Source organism: Aeromonas allosaccharophila, assembly GCF_016026615.1.
In the GTDB taxonomy this organism is placed as follows: domain Bacteria; phylum Pseudomonadota; class Gammaproteobacteria; order Enterobacterales; family Aeromonadaceae; genus Aeromonas; species Aeromonas allosaccharophila.
Genome location: NZ_CP065745.1, coordinates 786951 through 807951, shown reverse-complemented (window position 1 = coordinate 807951; position 21001 = coordinate 786951). Strand labels below are relative to the sequence as shown.

The following is a 21001-nucleotide window of genomic DNA, read 5'->3' as shown; positions in this document are numbered from 1 at the left end:
ATCCGTTCTCCCTTGGTGGTTGCATCCGGCGTGTTTGGCCGTGCGAGAGGTCGACCGGTTATCCACGTCTGGATAGTTGGCGTCGATGGTGGATCATTTCAGAAGACTCCACCATCGACATTGGTGCTTTGGCAGGCACTACAGCTTGCGAAATTCCCGCTGCAGGGTGAACTCTCTGGAGGTCACCAGCTTCTCGATCCGCTGCACTCTCGGCTCCAGCGCGTCAAGTTCCTGCGCGATACGGCCCAGCGCCTGATGAGGGGTTACACCTGCCTGCCAGCTGCGCGCCTTCATCCGCACCTCAGCAAAGTCGGCATCCTCTTGCGAATAGAGGGTGACCGGCTTTTTGTCGAGCAAGAACCAGGCGGCGATATAGGCGGTGAAGGTGATGAAACCGGCGAAGATGAGGCCACTGATGGCGAGCAGTCGCACGATCCAGGTCTCCACCCCGAAATACTCTGCCAAACCGGCACAGATCCCGGCTATCTTGCCACGCTGGGGGTCACGATAGAGGTTACGCCCTTCACGACTGACACTGCTCATACCTTGTTCCTCCAACCGGGTACTTCCGCATCCAGAATCGACTCCAGCGCCCCTACTCGCTCCTGCATCTTCTCGGTGCGAGCCAGCAGCCCTTGCAGCTGTTCCCGCTCGCTATCGGCAAGACCGGCGCCAATGCGCCCCTTGGCCCGGTAGTGCAACACCAGCCAGATGGGGGCCACCACCACCATGAAGACCACCAAGGGAACCATCAATACGCCCAGCAGATCTTCCATCTGTTACTCCCCCTGTTTGCCTTCGCTTTTGCTGTCGCCCTGGCCCAGCTTCTGGCGCATCGCTTCCAGTTCGCGGCTTATCTGATCGTCCACTTCCAGCTCGGCAAACTGCTGCGCCAGCGCCTTGTCGGACTGCCCCAGATCGGCGCGCGCTTCCATTTCGTCGATGCGACGCTCCATCCGCTCGAACTTGCTCACCACCGCCTGGCTCTCGCCACGGGCTACCTGGCTCTGCACGTTGAGACGGCTGCTGGCCGCTTCGGTGCGAATGGCCATCGCCTTTTGACGGGCGCGGGCATCTTCCAGCTTGGCTTCAAGCTGGCGGATCTCTTCACCCAGCTTCTCGATGCCGCTATCGACCGCTTGCTGCTCGCGATAGAGGGTCTCTGACAACTCGGTCTGCTTTTTCTTCTCGATCAGAGCGGCGCGGGCCAGATCTTCACGACCCTTGGTCAGGGCCAGCTCGGCCTTGGCTTGCCACTCGTCGACCCGCTCCTGATGACGGGCGACCTGACGGCCAATCTCTTTCTGGCTGGCGAGGAAGCGGGCCAGATTGGAGCGCTCCTTGACCAGTTCGTCCTCCATCTCCTGGATGATCAGGCGCACCATCTTCTGGGGATCTTCTGCCTTGTCGAGCAGGGCCGTCAGGTTGGAATTGATGATGTCGGCCAGACGGGAAAAAATACTCATGATTGCACTCCTGTTATTGGCATGGCGTTGTTTCTCCATTGACAATGGCAACTTGTGTGCCAATCTGGAACAAAATTTAACTTGTTGATTTATATGGGGCAGAATAGCCGGATTGCAAGATGCCTCGCGCAAGTGATGATTAAATTCACCAACTTTTGGTAAGATTGACCAGCTTTTACAACTGACAGGGATCACTATGACCACGGCCACGGAAAGCCTGCTGGGGGAATCCAACGCATTTCTCGAGATCATTGAGCAGGCCTCACGGCTCGCCCCGCTGCGCAAACCCGTGCTGATCATCGGTGAGCGGGGGACGGGCAAGGAGCTGATCGCCCACCGCCTACATTATCTCTCGGCGCGCTGGGATCAAAGCTTTGTCACCATCAACTGCGCCACCCTGAGCGAGAGCCTGCTGGAGACCGAGCTGTTCGGTCACGAAGCGGGCTCCTTTACCGGCGCTGCCAAGCGCCATCAGGGCCGCTTCGAGCGGGCCGATGGTGGCACCCTGTTCCTCGACGAGCTGGCCACCACCAGCGCCCGGGTGCAGGAGAAGCTGCTGCGGGTCATCGAGTATGGCGAGTTCGAGCGGGTGGGCGGGGCCAAGCCCCTCAAGGTGGATGTGCGACTGGTCTGCGCCACCAACGAAGATCTCCCTGCGCTGGCCGACAAGGGGCAGTTTCGCCACGATCTGCTCGACCGGCTCGCGTTTGATGTGATCACCCTCCCCCCCTTGCGGGAGCGGCGGGAAGATATCCTGATGCTGGCGGAGCACTTCGCCCACAGCATGACCCGGGAGCTGGGCTATCCGCTGTTTGCCGGTTTCTCGCGCAAGGCAACCCAGTTGCTGCTCGATTACCACTGGCCGGGCAACGTGCGGGAGCTGAAAAACGTGGTGGAGCGCAGCATCTACCGTCAGGGCAATCCGCAGTTGCCGCTCTCGACCCTGGTGATCAACCCGTTTGATTCCCCCTGGCGACCACAGGTCACGCAACCTGCGCAAGAGGCCCGAAGCGAGGTACAATCTGCATCCCCCCTCGCCCTGCCACTCGATCTCAAGCAGGCGGTGGCGGAATACGAGATTAATTTACTCAAGCAAGCGATGCAGCAATCCCAGTATAATCAGCGCAAAGCCGCTCAACTGCTGGCCTTAAGCTATCACCAGTTCCGTGGCATGCTTCGCAAGTATCAGCTGCTGGATGGCGATAACGATGCAGAACAAGAGTGAAGGAGCGCGGTTGATGCCGACGCCAGCAACACGCCAGCCTTCGCGCTGGCACATTTGTATCAAAACGTGCGTACAAGACCCCTATAAGAACATGGTTCAACAATGAGAATGCTCACACCCTTGCTGCTGGGTCTGCTGGTGCTGGTCACCGGCTGCCAGAAGCAACCCGAGGCCTCCAAAACCGGACTCATCTATTGTGCTGAGGGCTCCCCCCTCTCCTTCAATCCCCATGTTTCCAACTCCGGGGTGACACTGGATGCCAGTGCCCGTCCGCTCTACGACCGCCTGCTGGAGGTAAACCCCAACACCCTGGCGCTGGAGCCGGCGCTCGCCACCCACTGGCAGATCAGCGAGGATGGCCTCACCTATACCTTGACTCTGCGCAAGGGGGTGACGTTTCACCATACCCCCTGGTTCAAGCCCACCCGCACCTTCAATGCCGATGACGTGGTCTTCACCTATGCCCGCCAGCTGGACGAGCAGCACCCCTACCACAATGTCTCCGGCGGAGATTACCCCTACTTCTACAGCCTGGGGCAAGATCTGCTGATCAAGCGGGTGAGCAAGAAGGGGCCGCAGACGGTGGTATTCGAGCTGAACCAGCCGAACGCCTCCTTCCTCGCCACCCTGGCCAGCGACTATGCGGTGATCCTCTCTGCCGAATACGCCGAGCAGATGCTGCAGGCGGGCACGCCAGCCCTGCTGGATAGCCGCCCCATCGGCACCGGCCCGTTCAGCTTCAAGGAGTATCGCCACAACGAGTTCATCCGCTATCTGCGCCACCCCGGCTACTGGGGCGGCGATGCCAAGATTGAACAGCTGGTCTACGACATCACCCCCAAATCCGCCAAACGGCTGGCCAAGCTGCTGACCGGCGAGTGCGACGTGATGAGCACCCCTTCCGCCAGCCAGCTCTCGGTGATCAAGCAAAATCCGGAGCTGAGCCTCTCGGTCCAGTCGGGGATGAACGTCGCCTTTTTGGCCCTCAATACCCGCAAGCCGCCGTTCAACAACGTCAAGGTGCGCCAGGCCATTGCCAGCGCCATCAATATCGACAACCTGCTGCAGGCGGTCTATTTCGATACCGGTCTGCCCGCCAACAGCCTGCTGCCGCCCCTCTCATGGGGTTACAACCCCAGCCTGCCCGAGCGCAAACCCGATCTGAAACGGGCACGCCAGCTGCTCAAGGAGGCGGGACTGGAGAAAGGCTTCGAGATGCAGGTGCTGGTACAACCGGACGCCCGCCCCTACAACCCGGATGCGGTCAAGACCGCCCAGCTGATCCGCAGTGATCTGGCCAAGGTCGGGATCAAGCTCAAGATCGTGCAACGGGAATGGCCGGTGATCGAAGGCCGCCTCACCAAGGGGCAGTACGACAGCCTGCTCTCCGGCTGGATTGCCGACAACGCCGATCCGGACAACTTCTTCCGCCAGTTGTTGAGCTGCTCGGCGGTGGAGCGGGGCAACAACTACAGCCGTTGGTGCAGCCCGGCCTTCGATCAGCTGCTGGATGATGCGGTCACCACGCCCCAGCTCTCGTTCCGGCTGCGCAACTACTACTATGCCCAGACCCTGCTTAACGAACAGCTGCCGCTGATCCCGCTGGCGCACGCCTTGCGTACCCAGGTCAGCCGCAGCGACATCGAGGGGCTGACGCTGATGCCCTTTGGCGGCACCTCCTTCAACCAGGCTCACAGGGAGTAAGCATGCTTCTATACACCTTGCGCCGCATCAACCTGCTGCTCATCACCCTGCTGGCGCTGACCTTCGTCGCCTATCTGCTGGACTATCGGCTGATCGGCCATCAGATCAGCTTCTGGAGCGGTTATCCCGACTTCCTGCGCCGCATTTTCGCAGGTGACCTGGGGCTCTCCAGCGTCTCCGGGCTGCCGGTGCTGGACGAGATCCGCCACTACTTCCCGGCGACCCTGATCCTCTGTCTGGCGGCGTTTGCCATCTCGCTGCTGGTGGGTATTCCCCTCGGCACCCTGGCGGCCCTGTCACAGGGCAAGACGCTGGATCTCTCCATCATGACCGCCGGTCTGATCGGCTATGCGGTGCCGGTATTCTGGCTGGCGCTGCTGGTGGTGATGCTCTTTTCGCTAGACCTTGGCTGGCTACCCGCATCGGGTCAGATCAGCCTGCTCTATGACGTGCCGCCCATCACGGGGATCGCGGTGATCGATGTGCTGCTCAGCAACGAACCCTGGCGGCAAGCGGCGCTGCACGATGCACTGCGCCACCTCATTCTCCCGTCACTGGTGCTGGCGGTGGTGCCCACCACCGAGGTGATCCGCCATGTGCGCAGCTCCCTCATCGATGTGATGAAGCAGAACTACATCAAGGCAGCGGCGAGCCGGGGCCTTTCCAAGGCGCAGATCGTCTGGCGCCATGGTCTGAAAAATGCCCTGCCGCCGGTTCTGCCGCTGCTGGGTCTGCAACTGGGCAGCGTGCTCACCTCCGCCATGATCACCGAGGTGGTGTTCGAGTGGCACGGGATCGGCCGCTGGCTCATCAGCAGCATCGCCCTTCAGGATTACGCCGCCATTCGCGGCGCCACCCTGGTGGTCGCCAGTTTTGTGATCCTGACCAGCGTCAGCACCGAGTTGCTGACCACCCTTATCTATCCGGCACGGCGCAAAGAGTTGTATGCCAAACAAGATTGAACGCGCTCATGGCGTGACCAGGAGCCAGGTATCCTATGCAAGATAAATCGAACATCTATCCCGAGCTCAAGATCCTCTCGCCCCTTGAGCAGACGTGGGCCTCCTACAGCCGCAATCCGCTGGCGATGGCGGGGCTCTGGTGCTTTTTGCTGTTGCTGCTCATCACCCTGGTAGGGCCGCTGGTCGTCCCCTACGGCATCGATGAACAGCATGCCGACAAGCTGCTGCTGGCCCCCTCCTGGGCGGCGACCGGCAATATCGACTACTTCCTCGGCACCGACGATCTGGGGCGCGACATGCTCTCCCGGCTGGTGGTGGGGGCACGTCTCACCTTCGGTTACGCACTGGTGGTGGTGGTGATCGCCATGGTGGTGGGCTCCGCCATCGGCATCCTCGGCGGCATGAGCAAGGGGCTGAAATCGAGCGTGCTGCACCACCTGCTCGATACCCTGCTCTCCATCCCCTCCCTGCTGATGGCCATCATCATGGTCGCCATCATGGGGCCGGGTTTTGGCAATACCCTGATTGCCATTACGCTCGCCTTGATCCCGCCCTTTATCCGGGCCACCTACAACGCAGTGCATGCCGAGATGCAGAAGGAGTACATCACCGCCAGCCGCCTCGATGGCTCGCCACCCTTCCGGATCATGCGGCTGGCTATTTTGCCCAACATCGTCGAGACCCTGGTGGCCCAGACCACCCGCACCTTGTCGGCAGCCATCCTCGATATCTCGGCAGTCGGTTTTCTTGGCCTCGGCGCCCAGTCCCCTCAACCGGAGTGGGGCACCATGCTGGCCGATTCGAGCGACCTTATCTATCTCGCCCCCTGGACTGTCACCCTGCCCGGCATCGCCATTCTGTTCAGCGTGCTGGTGACCAATTTAGTTGGTGAAGGCATTCGTGAAGCACTCAAAGAGGGGAATGACTGATGCCTCTGCTCGACATACGCAATCTCACCATCGAGATCGACACTCCGCAAGGCAAGGTCAAGGCGGTGGACAAGGTGAGCCTGACCCTGACCGAGGGGGAGATCCGCGGTCTGGTGGGTGAATCCGGCTCCGGCAAGAGTCTGGTGGCCAAGGTGATCGTCGGCATCGAGAAGGACAACTGGACGGTACGTGCCGACCGGATGCGCTTCAACGACATGGATCTGCTGACCATGGCCCCCAAGGAGCGCCGCCGCATCATGGGTCGCGAGATCGCCATGATTTTTCAGGATCCCATCAGCTGTCTCGACCCCTCCGAAGAGATCGGCACCCAGCTGGAAGAGGCGATCCCGACCGATTCGTTCGAGGGGCAGTTCTGGCAGCGCTTCCAGTGGCGCAAGAAGAAGGCCATCGCCCTGCTGCACCGGGTCGGCGTCAAGGATCACCGCAAGGTGATGCGTGCCTATCCCCACGAGCTGTCGGATGGCATGTGCCAGAAGGTGATGATCGCCATGGCGATTGCCAACCAGCCGCGCCTGCTGGTGGCCGATGAGCCCACCAGCGCCATGGAGTCCACCACCCACTCCCAGATCCTGCGACTGCTGGACAAGATGAACAAGCTGGGCAACACCACCATCCTGATCATCAGTAACGACATCGCCGCCATCGCCAATCTGACTGACACCATCAACGTGATGTACTGCGGCCAGATGGTGGAGGTGGGCACCCGGGAGCAGATCCTCGAGACCCCGCATCACCCCTATACCGATGCGTTGCTCAAATCGATCCCCGACTTTGACAAGCTGGTGCGCCACAAGTCGCGGCTTGAAACCCTGCCCGGCGTCATCCCGCCGCTGCAACACCTGCCCATCGGCTGCCGTCTGGGGCCGCGCTGCCCCTACGCCCAGAAGCAGTGCGTGCAAACTCCGCTGATGAACAAGATCAAGGGCCATCAGTTCAGCTGTCACTTCCCGCTGAACATGGAGGAGCCGAAAAAATGATGACCGTTAATGCCCCCATGAAGGAGCCCCGCTTGTGATCGAGCCATCCCTGTTGCAGGTCAGAGGCCTAAGCAAAACCTACCAGAACCGCACCGGTCTGTTCCGTCGTCAGGCGGTGGAGGCGATCAAGCCCCTCTCGTTCGATCTCGACGTGGGTCAGACTCTGGCCATCGTCGGCGAGGCGGGCTCCGGCAAGAGCACCCTCGCCCGCATTCTGGCTGGCATGATCGAGCCCACCAGCGGCGACATCGCCATCGACGGCCAGCTGATGGTGCACGGCGATTACCAGACCCGCTGCAAACTGCTGCGAATGATTTTTCAGGATCCCAACACCTCGCTCAACCGCAAGATCCGGGTCGGCCAGATCCTGGAGACCCCGCTGCGCCTCAACACCGAGATGAGTGAAGAGGAGCGCCGCGAGAAGGTGGTACAAACCCTGCGCATGGTGGGCATGCTGCCGGATCACGCCCTCTTCTACCCGCAGATGCTCTCCTCCGGTCAGCAGCAGCGGGTGGCGCTGGCGCGGGCGCTGATCCTCAACCCCAAGATCGTGGTGGCCGATGAGGCGCTCTCCACGCTGGATATCTCGGTACGCTCCCAGATCATCAACCTGCTGCTGGAGATGCAGGAGACCATGGGGCTGAGCTATGTGCTGGTGGCCAACGATTTGGGTATCGTCAGCCATATCAGTGACGAGGTGCTGGTGATGCACGAAGGGCGAGTGGTGGAGCGCGGCAAGACCCTCAAGGTGTTTGCCGATCCCCAGCACGAGGTGACCAGACGCCTCATCCAGAACTACAACAACGAATACCGCAAATAGAAAGGCACTCTGGCCGCCACCCTTTTGCCGCTGTTTTCGCCGCGCTCACAAGGCGGGATCAAAAAAGCCCACTGCATGCAGTGGGCTTTTTGTTATCGGAGTTGCGGCTTAGGCTTGCAACAGCAGACGGTTGATGCGGGAGACGAAGCTCGCCGGATCGTTCAGCCCGCCCTGCTCGGCCAGCTGGGCCTGTTCGTGCAGCAGGGTGACCCACTCGCCAAACAGTGCCTCGTCTTCGATGGTGTCGAGTTTCTTCACCAGCGCGTGGTCGGGGTTCAGCTCCAGAATGTACTTCTGCTCCGGTACCGGCTGACCGGCGGCGCGCATCAGCTTGATCATCTGGGTGCTCATGCCGTAAGCGTCGGTGACGATGCAAGAGGGTGAATCGGTCAGACGGTGGGTGACGCGCACCTCTTTCACCGCTTCGCCGAGGCTCTTCTTGACCCGCTCCACCAGACCGGCGTTGGCCTTCTCGGCCTCTTCCTGGGCCTGCTTGGAGGCTTCGTCTTCCAGATCGCCGAGATCCAGTTCGCCACGGGTGACGGAGATGAGCTGCTTGCCGTCGAACTCGGTCAGGTGGCTCATCAGCCACTCATCGACACGCTCCCACATCAGCAGCACTTCGACGCCCTTCTTGCGGAAGATCTCGAGGTGCGGGCTGTTCTTGGCGGCAGCGTAGGAGTCAGCAGTGATGTAGTAGATCTTCTGCTGGCCTTCCTTCATGCGGCCCACGTAATCCTCGAGAGAGACGGTCTGGGCTTCGCCCTCGCCAGCGGTGCTGGCAAAGCGCAGCAGTTTGGCGATCTCTTCGCGGTTGGCGTAATCCTCGGCCGGACCCTCTTTGAGCACGTTGCCGAACTCTTTCCAGAACTTGGCGTACTTCTCGGCATCATCCTTGGCCAGCTTGGAGAGCATGGTCAGCACGCGCTTGGAGCAGGCCTTGCGCAGGGAGGCGGTCACCTTGTTGTCCTGCAGGATTTCACGGCTAACGTTGAGCGGCAGATCGTTGGAATCCAGCACCCCTTTGACGAAGCGCAGGTAGGTCGGCATAAACTGCTCGGCGTCATCCATGATGAAGACGCGCTGCACGTAGAGCTTCAGACCGTGCTTCTGCTCGCGGTTGTAGAGGTCGAACGGAGCGCGGGCCGGTACGTAGAGCAGGCTGGTGTACTCCTGCGCCCCTTCCACCCGGTTGTGACCCCACAGCAGCGGATCTTCGAAGTCGTGAGCGACGTGCTTGTAGAACTCCTGATACTCCTCGTCCTTGATATCTTTCGGGTTGCGGGTCCACAGTGCGGTCGCACGGTTGACCTGCTCCCACTCGCCCGGGGTGCCGACGATGGTTTCGCCATCCTCTTCACGATCCGGCGTGCCCTCTTTGAACATCTCGACCGGCACACTGATGTGATCGGAGTATTTGCTCACCACGGAGCGCAGACGCCAGTCGTCGAGGAACTCTTCTTCCTCGGCACGCAGGTGCAGAATAACGTCGGTACCGCGACCCTCTTTGGTCACGTCAGCCACGGTGAAGGAGCCTTCCCCTTCCGATTCCCACTGTACACCCTGCTCCGGAGCAGTACCCGCAGCGCGGGACACCACGGTCACCTTGTCGGCCACGATAAAGGCGGAGTAGAAACCGACCCCGAACTGGCCGATCAGCTGGGAATCGCGCCCCTGATCACCGGAGAGGTTCTTGAAAAATTCGGCGGTGCCAGACTTGGCGATGGTACCCAGGTGCTCAATCACCTGATCACGGGTCATACCGATCCCGTTATCGGAGATGGTCAGGGTACGCTTCTCTTTGTCCACCACCAGACGCACACGCAACTGGCCGTCGTTTTCGAACAAAGAGGCATCGGAAAGCGCCTTGAAGCGCAGCTTGTCCGCCGCATCGGATGCGTTGGAGATCAGCTCGCGCAGGAATACTTCTTTGTTGGAGTAGAGGCTGTGAGCCATCAGGCTCAGCAGTTGTTTGACTTCAGTCTGAAAGCCGTGGGTTTCGGCATGAACACTTTGGGTCATGGACCAATCCTCAGAAACATCGGGTTGAACATATGCCCAACCTAGATGGGGACGGCCAATCAAATATCAAGGGGCGAGTGTGCAATCCTGCTCACTCGCCCCTCTAAATCCGATCAAACGGCTATTTATTGCCCAGCTCACCCCCTGTTTATGCGGGGTAGCAGGCAGGCTCGCCTTGCTATTTCAAGCGTTGACGTCCCATCAGGGAGTGCGACAGCGTGGTGCCATCTACCAGCTCCAGCTCGCCCCCTACCGGCACGCCGTGGGCAATGCGGCTCACCTCCACCCCGGCATGACGGGCCATGTCGGCGATATACCAGGCGGTGGCATCCCCCTCGATAGTGGGATTGGTGGCGAGGATCAGCTCGCTGATGTGCTCATCCTTCAACCGGCGCTCGAGAATATCGAGCCCCAGCTCCTCCGGGCCGATGCCGTCGAGCGGCGACAGATGGCCCATCAGCACAAAGTAGCGACCGGAGAACTGACCGGTCTGCTCAATGGCGGCCACATCCGCCGGGCTCTCCACCACACAGAGCAGGCCATTCTCTTCCCGCTTGGGATTGGCGCAGATATCGCAGCGCTCGTTCTCGGTAAAGGTGCGGCAGTGGCTGCAGTGACCAATCTCGGTCAGGGCCCGGGAGAGCAGCTGGGCCAATCGCAAGCCGCCGCTGCGCTCACGCTCGAGCAGGGTAAAGGCCATCCGCTGGGCAGACTTGGGCCCCACCCCCGGCAACACCTGCAGGGCTTTCATCATCTCATCGAGCAGGGGACTGAACTTCATAACACTCCTTACACGGGCCAGCCCCTCGCCACCACCAGGGCCACGACGGGTCAGCAAAACAGGATAACGCCATTGGCGCAGGACTATACCCGAGCCCGCCGCCCATCGCCATCGGCTTGCCCACGGCGCCCGCAAAAACGCGGGTAGCAAAAAGCCCTGATGGAAACATCAGGGCTTTCAATCTGGCAGTGCACTGTGGTGCGGAACGTCAGATCCGCAGCGACAAACCACAGACTATTCTGCTATTGCGGCTTTTATATCCCGAGCAAGCGACTCAGTGCGGACTGGGCGAGGGTTTTCACTCTGCCCTGCCAACACCACATCAGGATGGCGCTTAAAAACAAAAAACCGACCATCAGGTCGGTTTTTGCAATTTGGCGGTGAGGGAGGGATTCGAACCCTCGATACGTTGCCGTATACACACTTTCCAGGCGTGCTCCTTCAGCCACTCGGACACCTCACCAAATTTTGGTCTGTGGTTTAACGTGTTCAGCCAACACGGTGTTCTCTGCGCTGTTGCGCTGGAACGGGGCGTAATTTAGGGGAAAGCCCCGCCCGCGTCAACGGCTTTTTTTCACCTGACGAACCGTTCGAACACTTAATGCACAGATTCCGGTGCAACCTGGATTTCAGCTAGGTTGAGGAAGCCGGAACGTTCGCATTCGGCAACCAGTTCGTGGGTGGCCGCGATGGTGCTTTGCACGAACAGCAGGAACTGCTCGACGCTGAGTCCGGCCTTGGTAAAGACGGTGTGGCCGACAACCAGCCGCGGCAGGTTGTCATCGATGATATCGAGGAACACCTTGAGGGAGGGGTACTGCATATTGAGTCGGCCCAGTTCGGCGACCAGCGGCAGCATTGCGGAGGGGCGCACTTCCAGCTCGGAGGAGAACAGCAGGCCTTCCTCTTCCACGAAGATCCGGCTCTCCTGAATACCATCGACCGACTGCAAAGAGACAATGTGGATACCGTGACACTGGTCGCATACATAGTGCTCGATACGAGCCTGTTGCAACCAACGCATTATCATTTCGGAGCTGGGGATATTCATCATTTCCACGACAAGATTGAGATCAAGGGGCGCAGTCTAAACCAATTTGCTATCAACAAAAAGCACGCCAACCCGATAACCCTGCGGCTCGCTTCTTTTTGGCAAGCGCTATGCATATACTCAGTCAAATCCACGACGACGCTTGCCCCACAGGGGGCCCCATGACCATCCAAGAAAAGTATCGCCTCCATCTGAAATCCCTCTCGGATGAGCTGCTCACCCTGCAAAAACCCATCCGTATTCTGGATGCCATCAAGTGGCCACGCCATCTGCAAGAGCGCTTTCTGGCAAGCGGTGGCAGAGAGCTGCCCGCTATCGACAGGCACTTCTATGATGCCCTCCCCCTCGGCTTCGATCCGCGCAACAAGTATCTGGAGCTCAAGGAGCTGCGAGACAAGATCCGCAGAAAACTGGGGCCGCAGGACGATCTTGGCCGGATCCTGCAAGAGACGGTCGATCAGTACATGGTGGTGATCGAGATGCTGCGCCAGCGCGGCCAACCCGATTTCCAGCGTTACAGCCAGCTGCTTTATGGCTCTGCCAGCGATCACCTGCGCGGGGATCGCAAGACCCTCAAGGAGCTGGGCGCCCGCCTGTGTGACATCTTCTCCCTGCCCGGTGCGCGCCATCTGGTGCGCCCCTACCCCAAGGAGTTCGAAGGAGAAGCGGCAGTCGCCAAACTACAGGGCAAGCTGTCGAGCTACTTCAGTGACGGCACGGTGCAAGTGAAGCTGAGCGATGGCATCGTCTCCGACGCCGCAGCCGGTGGCGACTACATCAAGCTCAACTCCCACGCCCGTTTCTCCGAACTGGACTTGCAGGTACTGGAGGTACACGAGGGGTGGGTCCATGTCGGCACCACCCTCAACGGTCGCCAGCAGCCCTATGCCACCTGGCTGAGCGCCGGTTCACCCCGGATCACCGCCTGTCAGGAGGGGCTGGCCGTCCTGATAGAGACCCTTACCTTCAGCTCCTTTCCGGATCGGGCCAAGCGCATCTCCGATCGGGTAATGGCCATCGACATGGCCGAGCGGGGCGCTGATTTTATCGAGGTGTTTCAGCACTTCGTGCAGCAGGGCACCAGCGAGCACGACGCCTACAAGATCACCCAGCGGGTCTTTCGTGGTGGCATGGTGGGCGGCGGCGCCTGCTTTACCAAGGATCTCTCCTACGTGCGTGGCTATGTGGAGACGGTCAACTTTATCCGCAGTGCCGTGCTGGAAGGGGTACCCGAAATCCTGCCGATGCTGTTTGTCGGCAAGGTGACGCTGGATGATATTCCGGTGCTCTATCAGCACTATCTGGAGGGGCTGATTGCCGCCCCCCGCTACCTGCCGCCGATGTTTCGCGATCTCACCGGCCTCTATGTCTGGTTCGGTTTTGCCTCCGGCATGTCGCTGGTCGATATTGGCCGGGTACAGCACCATTTTCGCCAGCTGTTTCAACGCCTGCCGGTGGCCGATCCCATCATTGCGCCGGTGGATATCGAGATCGACTGAGCCTCAGAGAACCAAGCGGGGAAAGAAAAAGGGCGCCAGATTGGCGCCCTTCTCGACTATACAAATATCGCAGCCGGATTACTTGTAGGCGCGACCTTCCAGATAGTGCTTGCGGCACAGTGACACATAGCGATCGTTGCCACCGATCTCCACCTGTTCGCCATCGCGCATCACCTGACCCGCTTCGTTGACCCGGGAGTTCATGTGGGCCTTGTTGCCGCACCAGCAGATGCTCTTCAACTCTTCAAACTTGTCGGCCAGACAGAGCAGATGGTAGGAACCGGGGAACAGCTCGCCACGAAAATCGGTCTTGAGGCCATAGGCCATCACCGGAATATCCTGCTCATCGACGATGCGGGCCAGCTGGTAGACCTGCTCACGGGTCAGGAACTGGGCCTCGTCCACGATGAAAACATCGATATGTTTCTTCGCATGGCGCTCTTTCACCATTTCAAACAGATCACAGCTGTCGCTGAACACGTCCACCTTCAGCTCAAGGCCAACCCGGGCACTGATCACCCCGACCCCGAAACGGTCATCGATGGCTGGCGTCATCGCCAGAGGATGCATGCCCCGCTCCAGATAGTTGAAGTGCGCCTGAATGAGCTGGGTGGATTTGCCTGAATTCATGGTGGCAAATTTGTAGTGCAGAGAAGCCATGATACTGTTCCGAAACTGAATTTATGGGGCGCATGCTAACCAAAGCCCCCGACAAAACCAAGGGGCCCGCGGGCCCCTTGCTCTATAAATGTTACGCGGTGGCCAGAGCTGGCCGCGCTTTGGCCTTTTTCAGGTGATAGCTGGTAAAAAGCACGAACCAGAGGGCACTGACGCTGAAACCGGCCAGGCTGGAGTGCATCACCCCCATCGCCAGGTAACCGATAGCCGCACCGAAGGCGATGGCCAGTGCATAGGGCAGCTGGGTCATCACGTGATCGATGTGATGGCAGCCGGCGCCGGTGGCAGAGAGGATGCTGGTGCTGGAGATGGGTGAGCTGTGATCCCCGAATACCGAGCCTGCCAGTACCGCGGCCAGCATCGGCAACATCAGGCTGATGTCACTGGCGGCGGCCATGTCACCGGCCAGCGGCAGCATGATACCGAAGGTGCCCCAGCTGGTGCCGGTGGCAAATGCCATGGCACAGGAGAGGATAAAGACCACGGCGGGCAGCACTTCGATCGGCAGGTTGCCGTTAGCCAGCGAAGCCAGGTACTTGCCGGTCTCCACATCGCGTACCACGGCACCGATGGTCCAGGCGAACAGCAGGATATTGATGGCTGGCAGCATGGCCATGACACCTTGCGGAGCCGCCTTGATCCAGTTCTTGGCACCCAGCTTCAGGCGCATGGCCAGACCGATGGAGACCACCAGACTGCACAGGGCACCGTAGACCAGCGAGGAGCCGACGTTGGTGTTTTCGAACGAACCGAGCACGCTAAACGGCAGCCCTTTCTCGCTCAGCACCGCCGCACCGGAATCGATCATGAAATAGATGGTGGCCGCGGTCAGGGTCAGGATCGGCAGCACCATGTCAATCATGCCGCCGTTGCTCTCTTCCGGGCTCTCCATATCCAGACCGATGGGGCGGCCCTTGGACTCATCCCACAGCTTGCCTTCCAGCGCCCACTCTTCGTGTTGACGCATCGGGCCGATATCGAGCTGACAGGCAATCACCACCAGCACCATGATCAGGGTGAAGACGGCGTAGAGGTTCATCGGGATCATCTCGACAAACGCCGCGATGGGGCTCTGTTCGGTCAGACCGTGGGCCGCCATGATGCCGCCAACCAAGGCGATGATATAGGCGCCCCAGGAGGAGATGGGCATCAGCACGCAGACCGGCGCCGCGGTGGAGTCCAGCAGATAGGCCAGTTTGGCGCGGGAGATCTGGAAGCGGTCGGTGACCGGACGGCAGATGGCCCCCACCGACAGGCTGTGGAAGAAGTCATCGATAAAGAAGGCAAACACCATCATGCCGGTCAGCGCTTTGGCGCCCTTGCGGGTCTTGGCACGACGCTCGGCCCACTCGGCAAAGGCACGGGTCGCCCCGGAGACGCTCATCAGACTGATGAGGCCGCCCAGCAGCAGCATAAACAGGATCATGTTGACGTTGTCACGATTGAGCGCGCCATCGACCCAGAAGATCTTGAGCACGGTATTCAACATGTAATGCAGGGAGTCGAGGGGCGAAAACTGATTGAGCAGCAGACTGCCGGTAACGATGCCCACACCAAGGGACAACAGCACGCGGCGGGTCAGGATCGCCAGCGCGACAGCCAACAGAGGGGGAAGTACGGACCAACCGGAGTCGGCGAAATGACTAATGTCCATGATCTCTTTGCACCTAAAGATTACAGGTGGAGATCTACCGAGAGGATCTAAAGAAACAAAACCTATGGGGAGGTCATACTCCTCAGCCCCTTCAGGTAGCGCTCCATAGTGGATGACTATGGCAGTCCTGCACCTATTAGATGCAGAACCAGCAGCCCGGTATGATGGCCTGGCCACTTCGGCGCTGACTCCTTTCCTTGTGCATCACAGGCATCACCCTCCGCACAAATACTCATAGGCAGCGCGCCTCTACTTAAAGGTATTCGCCGAGCATTTTATCGAGATGGCAGCTTATAGCAAGTTTTTTGATTAAATAGTCATGATAAACATATCAACGTCGGAAAATGGTAGTCAAATGATGCAACAACGCCAGCTTTGACGCTATTTTCACCTACTGCGGTTTCATTGGCATCCAATCACCAAGCCCTATCGCTGGGCATATTAAATATCTGCATTGATGATCGCCACGGATATAATATTTAACCCGGCTTGACTTATTTAAATCGCCAAGCAAGAATCAGCTGGAACATAATATTTTTCTCTGACTCGACGTGGTAACTCCTATGAATGAATTTTTAAAGGTACTGCTTAATATCCGCAGTCTGCGTGCGACCTGCCGCGAACTTTCTCTGGAACAACTGGAAGAGGCACTGGAAAAACTCTCTGCTATCGTTGCCGAACGCCAGCAGGATGAAGCTGCCGAGCGTCAGGCCCGTGAAGAGCATCTGCGGAAAATTAACGAATATAGCGAAATGCTGAAAGCCGCCGGTATTGACCCGGCAGAATTGGTAAGCGTTGTCGCCACCACCCCCGGCAAATCAGAAAAAGCCAAACGCGCGCCACGTCCGGCCAAATATCGCTATCAGGATAATGGCGTAGAGAAAACCTGGACCGGCCAGGGCCGTATGCCTTCGGCCATTGCCAGTGCGGTGGCAGCAGGCAAATCACTGGAAGATTTTGCTATCTGACAGCTTTTGTGTTGCGAATAAAAAAACCTCGCCAAGGCGAGGTTTTTTTATTGCCGCTTAAACGTGAAATATCAGATAGCCGATTGCGGGCGATCTGCAGCCTTTACCCACAGCACTTCACGCGCTCCTGCCACGCAGATGAGGTAGCGGGCAACGGTAAAGAACCAGTCACTCATCCGGTTCAGATAGGGCAGCACCTCGGGATTGACCCGCTCTTCCCGGCTCAATGTCAGCAGCAAGCGCTCGCAATGACGCACCAAAGTTCGCACCACATGTGCTTGCGCCGCGGCACGGGAACCACCGGGCAATATAAATTGGCGCAGTGGTGGCAATGGCTCGCTATAACGATCTATCTGCTGTTCAAGGCGAGTTGTCCAGGCAGCATTAACCTGCCAAATCGATTCATTCTGGACGGCGCTGGAGAATGCCAACTCGCCCCCCAGATCAAACAACTCCTGTTGCAACAGCTGTAAATCAGCCAATAAGCCGACCTCTTGCGACGGCACGTCACAAATCAGCAAGCCAATATGGGAGTTGAGCTCATCGATATAACCGTAGGTCTCGACCCGCAAATGATCCTTGGGCAACTGGATACCATCGGCCAGCCGGGTCATGCCCTTGTCGCCCTGCCTCGTATATATTCTCATACCGACATCCTGTTAATAATGGGAATAATCATGGACTCGAGTCCATTGAGTTTGATCTCGTAAGCCAGCGCCAGCGTCTGGCCCAATTTACCCGCAGGAAAACCGCTGCGCGCCATCCACACCAGATAGGGCTCGGGAATATCGATGATACGCCGCCCCTGATATTTACCGTAAGGCATCTTGTTGGTCAGCGTCAGCAACACCTGTTCGTCGGAGAGCCAATCCATATTAATCGATATCCAGATATTTATGAGTCTGGATGGAGAGTCGCCAGTTACGCGCGATACAGGTATCCATCGCCAATTGGGTAGCCCTTGGCTTCTGGCTGATCGGCTGCAAGGCAATGACCACATCCGGGCGCAGGGTCGCGGTAGCCAGCAGCGCATCCAGCTCTTCAATATGGTGCTCGGTCGCCACCGGATGCTTGATCTCGTTGGCCCGCTCCAGCGCCGAGACCAGCACAGGCAGCCCCCCTTTCATGCCGATCTTGGGAGAGACGGTCACCCAGGTCTGCTCATGGGTCTTGATCTCGCTGGTACCACTGGTTTCAATCTGCACCTGATAACCCGCCGCCAGCAGGGCTGACGAGAGTTCGTGCAGCTCGTAGAGGCAGGGTTCACCCCCGGTGATCACCACATGGCGCGCCTGATAACCCAGCTCACTAAAGCTCTTGATAATCTGCGCGGTGCTGAGTGTGCTCCAGCAATCGGATTCGTTGGAGCGATCCAGCACCGCCTCTTTACCCACTTCACGAGCCGGATCAACAACCCAGGTATGACGGGTATCGCACCAGGGGCAGCCCACCGGGCAACCCTGCAGGCGAACAAAGATGGCGGGCAGGCCGGTAAAGATGCCCTCCCCCTGGATGGTCTGGAAAATCTCGTTGATTGGGTAGTGCATCTCGATCACGGCTTGTTGCAAAAGTCGCGGATTATACCCCAAGCCACGGCAAGACGCAGGCTCACTCTGCGCTTTTCTCGCCCAGCCCGGTTTTCTCATACAGCCTGGTCATGATGCCTGCCTTGTCGGCCAGATAGTTGTTCAGGCCACGACTGCGCAGCTCGCAAGCCGGACAAATGCCGCAACCATCACCTGCAATGCCGTTGTAGCAGGTCAGGGTCTGCTGGCGCACCGTGTCGAGGTGACCATAGTGATCCGCCAGTGCCCAGGTCTCGGCCTTGTCGAGCCACATCAAGGGAGTGTCAAAACGAATGTCGCGACCCAGCCCCAGCGACACCGCCTGATTGAGGGCCTTGACGAACTCGTCACGGCAATCGGGATAGCCGGAGAAATCAGTCTCGCAGACACCGGTGATCACCACCTCGGCACCCACCTGATAGGCATAGATGGAGGCCAGGGTCAGAAACAGGATATTGCGGCCTGGCACGAAGGTGTTGGGCAGCCCGTTATCCTGCAGCTCGCAGCTGACCGGAATGTCGTCACGGGTCAGGGCAGAGACCGCCAGCTCATTGAGCAGCGTCACATCCATCACCTTGTGGGCGGCGATCCCCAGCGCACTGCCCAGACGGCGCGCGGTGTCGATCTCTTCCCGATGGCGTTGACCATAGTCAAAGGTGATGGCGTGTACTTCATCATACTGCGCCAATGCCTGTACCAGACAGGTGGTGCTGTCCTGACCGCCACTGAAAACCACGACTGCTTTTTTCATCTTGATAACTCCTTCAAATGTCACGCGCGGCGGCCTTCGGCAAAGTCCTGCCACTGCGTATTCAACCGGTTAAACAGGGTCAGCAAGGGCGCATAGCGCTCCGGCCTCCCCTCCCACCGGGACAAGAGGTGATAGCCCGCCTCTATGGTAGAGAGGGCATCGGGAAAGGGTTTCTTGCGAATGGCATATTGACCGGCAACGGTACCAATGCCGATGCGGGGCAAGCGAGCCAGTGCCGGATTGCTCTGCAACATGCGATAGGCTTTGCGCCAGGTGCCGTCGAGCAAGATAAAGGCGATGGACGTTTCGCCAGAGGGTTCACTCTCCCGCTGTTGGCGAAGATCGGTCAGCGAAATGGCATCCTCATCCGGCCAGAGTAGATAGCAGCGACGGGAAGGATCGGCGAGCAGCCCGCTCAGCCACACATCGCGGGAAAAGTCCTCCCCCACATGGATCTCGCACTGTTGCAAAGAGGCCGCCAGCAGCGCCGCAGTGCCCTTGGGATGTGCTACCTCGTTGGGGTGCTGCAAGATGTAGAGGGGCGTGTGATTGTCAACCGGCACAATATAATCGCACAGGCAGGCTTTGAGGGCTCGGGTGCAACGTGTACAGTATCGACTGTTCTTGTCGTTGGACTGTTTCATGTTGTCAGACAAATCTGGATTGCTCTGGGTTATCACGCTCTCTCTCACCAGCTTGCTACTCTTCTTTACCGTTCCCAATCTTCAGCTCTCCTTCGATCGACCCTTGATCGCAGGTGGCGAAGGGTGGCGGATCATAACAGGCAATCTGGCTCATACCAATCTGTGGCACCTGCTGCTCAATCTAAGCGGCCTCGCCATTCTCTATAGCCTGTTTCGCGACTACCTGGGTCAGGCCCGCCTGCCGCTGCTGATGTTGCTGCTCTGGCTGGCGGTGGGCTTGGGGATCTGGTGGTGGTGCCCGCAGACCCAGTGGTACATGGGGCTATCCGGCTCGCTGCATGGCCTGTTTGTCTGGGGGGCGATGCAGGATATCCGCCACGGACGCCGCACATCGGGCTGGCTGCTGCTGGCAGGAATGGGGCTCAAACTGGCGATGGACTTCTACAACGCAGGAGAGAGCCCGATCTCCACCCTGATCAATGCCAGGGTACACATCGGCTCTCATCTTATCGGGGCCGGTGCAGGCCTGTTGCTCGGCCTGCACCGTGTATCACTGAGTGAGCCGGTTACGCACCAGCCAGCTCGGCATTGATACTGGCCAGCATGGCGGCCGGATCGGCAGCCTGGGTAATGGGGCGACCGATAACCAGATAATCGGAACCGGCCTCGACCGCCGCTTTGGGGGTCATCACCCGGCGCTGATCGCCCGCCGCAGAACCGGTCGGGCGAATACCCGGGGTCACCAGCTTGAAATTGGCGCCCAGCAAGGCTTTCAGCTCATGAGCCTCGTTGGCAGAGCAGACCACCCCATCCAGACCGGAGGTCTTGGTCAGGGTAGCCAGCCGGATCACCTGCTCGGCCGGGCTCACATCCAGACCGAGGGGGATCATATCGGACTGCTCCATGCTGGTCAGCACGGTCACACCAATCAGCAGCGGCGCCTTGTCGCCATATTGCAGTAGCGCCTCTTTGGCGGCACGCATCATCCGCTCACCACCACTGGCATGCACGTTGACCATCCAGACACCGAGTTCGGCACTGGCTGCCACGGCTTTGGCAACGGTATTGGGAATATCGTGAAACTTCAGATCCAGAAAGACATCGAATCCCTTGGCCACCAGCTGGCGTACAAACTGCGGGCCAAACAGGGTAAACATCTCCTTGCCTACCTTGAGACGGCACTGGGCCGGAGAGATACGTTCAACGAACGCTAAGGCATCTGCCTCGTGCTGATAATCCAGCGCTACCAGTACTTTGGGATCTTGCATCTCACATCCTATTGCT

Annotated in this window: 23 protein-coding genes, 1 tRNA gene and 1 riboswitch; of the genes, 9 read left to right on the top strand and 15 right to left on the bottom strand. The window is 59.1% G+C overall.

The genetic code is table 11. The features are described 5' to 3' along the window. Nucleotides 1-138: 138 nt before the first annotated feature. The 3 genes from pspC to pspA are packed head-to-tail and all read right to left on the bottom strand — an operon-like array spanning nt 139 to nt 1466. A complete protein-coding gene (gene pspC, locus I6G90_RS03650; RefSeq protein WP_021231384.1) occupies nt 139-543 on the bottom strand; it encodes an envelope stress response membrane protein PspC in 405 nt (134 codons plus the stop codon). After that, on the bottom strand, nt 540-776 hold the full coding sequence (gene pspB, locus I6G90_RS03645; RefSeq protein ID WP_197929778.1) for an envelope stress response membrane protein PspB: 237 nt from the start codon (nt 774-776) through the stop codon (nt 540-542). The genes pspC and pspB overlap by 4 nt, the downstream gene beginning before the upstream one ends. A 3-nt stretch (nt 777-779) precedes the next feature. Further along, the gene (gene pspA / locus I6G90_RS03640; protein ID WP_005361184.1) at nt 780-1466 is read right to left on the bottom strand and encodes a phage shock protein PspA; all 687 of its coding nucleotides are present in this window, start codon (nt 1464-1466) and stop codon (nt 780-782) included. A gap of 196 nt (nt 1467-1662) precedes the next feature. Between pspA and pspF the strand changes: the two genes are divergently transcribed. The 6 genes from pspF to I6G90_RS03610 all read left to right on the top strand — a co-directional run bounded on the left by pspF (nt 1663) and on the right by I6G90_RS03610 (nt 8104). After that, nucleotides 1663-2691, top strand: a complete 1029-nt coding sequence (gene pspF / locus I6G90_RS03635) for a phage shock protein operon transcriptional activator (protein WP_197929777.1) — start codon at nt 1663-1665, stop codon at nt 2689-2691. Nucleotides 2692-2799: 108 nt separating this feature from the next. Further along, nucleotides 2800-4395: an ABC transporter substrate-binding protein SapA gene (gene sapA / locus I6G90_RS03630; RefSeq protein ID WP_058051640.1), complete on the top strand. Its 1596-nt coding sequence runs from the start codon at nt 2800-2802 to the stop codon at nt 4393-4395. A gap of 2 nt (nt 4396-4397) precedes the next feature. Next, nucleotides 4398-5357: an ABC transporter permease gene (locus tag I6G90_RS03625; RefSeq protein ID WP_033138466.1), complete on the top strand. Its 960-nt coding sequence runs from the start codon at nt 4398-4400 to the stop codon at nt 5355-5357. A gap of 35 nt (nt 5358-5392) precedes the next feature. Next, nucleotides 5393-6286, top strand: a complete 894-nt coding sequence (locus I6G90_RS03620) for an ABC transporter permease subunit (protein ID WP_042657606.1) — start codon at nt 5393-5395, stop codon at nt 6284-6286. Further along, complete coding sequence (locus I6G90_RS03615) at nt 6286-7284, top strand: peptide ABC transporter ATP-binding protein (protein WP_197929776.1); 999 nt, start codon at nt 6286-6288, stop codon at nt 7282-7284. The genes I6G90_RS03620 and I6G90_RS03615 overlap by 1 nt, the downstream gene beginning before the upstream one ends. A 34-nt stretch (nt 7285-7318) precedes the next feature. Beyond that, nucleotides 7319-8104 carry a peptide ABC transporter ATP-binding protein gene (locus tag I6G90_RS03610; protein ID WP_075113020.1) on the top strand — a complete coding sequence of 262 codons (786 nt, stop codon included), beginning with the start codon at nt 7319-7321 and terminating at the stop codon, nt 8102-8104. A gap of 108 nt (nt 8105-8212) precedes the next feature. Here I6G90_RS03610 and htpG read toward each other — a convergent pair whose 3' ends face one another. The 4 genes from htpG to I6G90_RS03590 form a co-directional block, all read right to left on the bottom strand. Then, a complete protein-coding gene (gene htpG / locus I6G90_RS03605) occupies nt 8213-10126 on the bottom strand; it encodes a molecular chaperone HtpG (protein WP_042657608.1) in 1914 nt (637 codons plus the stop codon). A gap of 178 nt (nt 10127-10304) precedes the next feature. Then, a complete protein-coding gene (gene recR, locus I6G90_RS03600) occupies nt 10305-10907 on the bottom strand; it encodes a recombination mediator RecR (protein WP_197929775.1) in 603 nt (200 codons plus the stop codon). A gap of 375 nt (nt 10908-11282) precedes the next feature. Then, nucleotides 11283-11370 (bottom strand) — tRNA-Ser (locus I6G90_RS03595). 135 nt (nt 11371-11505) lie between these two features. Continuing rightward, the gene (locus tag I6G90_RS03590) at nt 11506-11961 is read right to left on the bottom strand and encodes a type III secretion system chaperone family protein (RefSeq protein ID WP_082628315.1); all 456 of its coding nucleotides are present in this window, start codon (nt 11959-11961) and stop codon (nt 11506-11508) included. Nucleotides 11962-12119: 158 nt separating this feature from the next. Here I6G90_RS03590 and I6G90_RS03585 point away from each other — a divergent pair, with 158 nt between their 5' ends. After that, nucleotides 12120-13457, top strand: a complete 1338-nt coding sequence (locus I6G90_RS03585; protein WP_197929774.1) for a flavohemoglobin expression-modulating QEGLA motif protein — start codon at nt 12120-12122, stop codon at nt 13455-13457. Between the two features lie 78 nt (nt 13458-13535). On the opposite strand, the gene I6G90_RS03580 is transcribed toward I6G90_RS03585, so the two are convergent. Both I6G90_RS03580 and I6G90_RS03575 read right to left on the bottom strand, forming a co-directional pair. Continuing rightward, nucleotides 13536-14117 (bottom strand): thymidine kinase, encoded by a 582-nt coding sequence (locus I6G90_RS03580; protein ID WP_005337121.1) that lies wholly within the window; start codon nt 14115-14117, stop codon nt 13536-13538. A 91-nt stretch (nt 14118-14208) separates the two neighbouring features. Then, entirely contained in the window at nt 14209-15789 is a 1581-nt protein-coding gene (locus tag I6G90_RS03575) for a Na+/H+ antiporter NhaC family protein (RefSeq protein WP_042057294.1), read from the bottom strand. 88 nt (nt 15790-15877) lie between these two features. Continuing rightward, a riboswitch (Lysine riboswitch) is annotated at nt 15878-16049 on the bottom strand. Between the two features lie 303 nt (nt 16050-16352). Here I6G90_RS03575 and I6G90_RS03570 point away from each other — a divergent pair. Continuing rightward, nucleotides 16353-16757 carry an H-NS family histone-like protein gene (locus tag I6G90_RS03570; RefSeq protein ID WP_197929773.1) on the top strand — a complete coding sequence of 135 codons (405 nt, stop codon included), beginning with the start codon at nt 16353-16355 and terminating at the stop codon, nt 16755-16757. Nucleotides 16758-16828: 71 nt separating this feature from the next. On the opposite strand, the gene I6G90_RS03565 is transcribed toward I6G90_RS03570, so the two are convergent. The 5 genes from I6G90_RS03565 to I6G90_RS03545 form a co-directional block, all read right to left on the bottom strand. Beyond that, nucleotides 16829-17404 (bottom strand): cob(I)yrinic acid a,c-diamide adenosyltransferase, encoded by a 576-nt coding sequence (locus tag I6G90_RS03565; RefSeq protein ID WP_197929772.1) that lies wholly within the window; start codon nt 17402-17404, stop codon nt 16829-16831. After that, nucleotides 17401-17631 carry a DUF3820 family protein gene (locus tag I6G90_RS03560; RefSeq protein ID WP_005337126.1) on the bottom strand — a complete coding sequence of 77 codons (231 nt, stop codon included), beginning with the start codon at nt 17629-17631 and terminating at the stop codon, nt 17401-17403. The genes I6G90_RS03565 and I6G90_RS03560 overlap by 4 nt, the downstream gene beginning before the upstream one ends. Nucleotide 17632: 1 nt before the next feature. Next, entirely contained in the window at nt 17633-18304 is a 672-nt protein-coding gene (queE, locus tag I6G90_RS03555; RefSeq protein WP_197929770.1) for a 7-carboxy-7-deazaguanine synthase QueE, read from the bottom strand. Between the two features lie 61 nt (nt 18305-18365). After that, nucleotides 18366-19073 (bottom strand): 7-cyano-7-deazaguanine synthase QueC, encoded by a 708-nt coding sequence (gene queC, locus I6G90_RS03550; RefSeq protein ID WP_197929769.1) that lies wholly within the window; start codon nt 19071-19073, stop codon nt 18366-18368. Nucleotides 19074-19093: 20 nt separating this feature from the next. Continuing rightward, on the bottom strand, nt 19094-19717 hold the full coding sequence (locus tag I6G90_RS03545) for a tRNA-uridine aminocarboxypropyltransferase (protein WP_197929768.1): 624 nt from the start codon (nt 19715-19717) through the stop codon (nt 19094-19096). Here I6G90_RS03545 and rrtA point away from each other — a divergent pair. Continuing rightward, nucleotides 19716-20309, top strand: coding sequence for a rhombosortase (gene rrtA / locus I6G90_RS03540; RefSeq protein ID WP_197929767.1), 594 nt, complete (start codon nt 19716-19718; stop codon nt 20307-20309). The genes I6G90_RS03545 and rrtA overlap by 2 nt on opposite strands. Here the strand turns inward: rrtA and pyrF are convergent. Then, nucleotides 20284-20985: an orotidine-5'-phosphate decarboxylase gene (pyrF, locus tag I6G90_RS03535; RefSeq protein ID WP_197929766.1), complete on the bottom strand. Its 702-nt coding sequence runs from the start codon at nt 20983-20985 to the stop codon at nt 20284-20286. The genes rrtA and pyrF overlap by 26 nt on opposite strands. Nucleotides 20986-21001 lie beyond the last annotated feature (16 nt).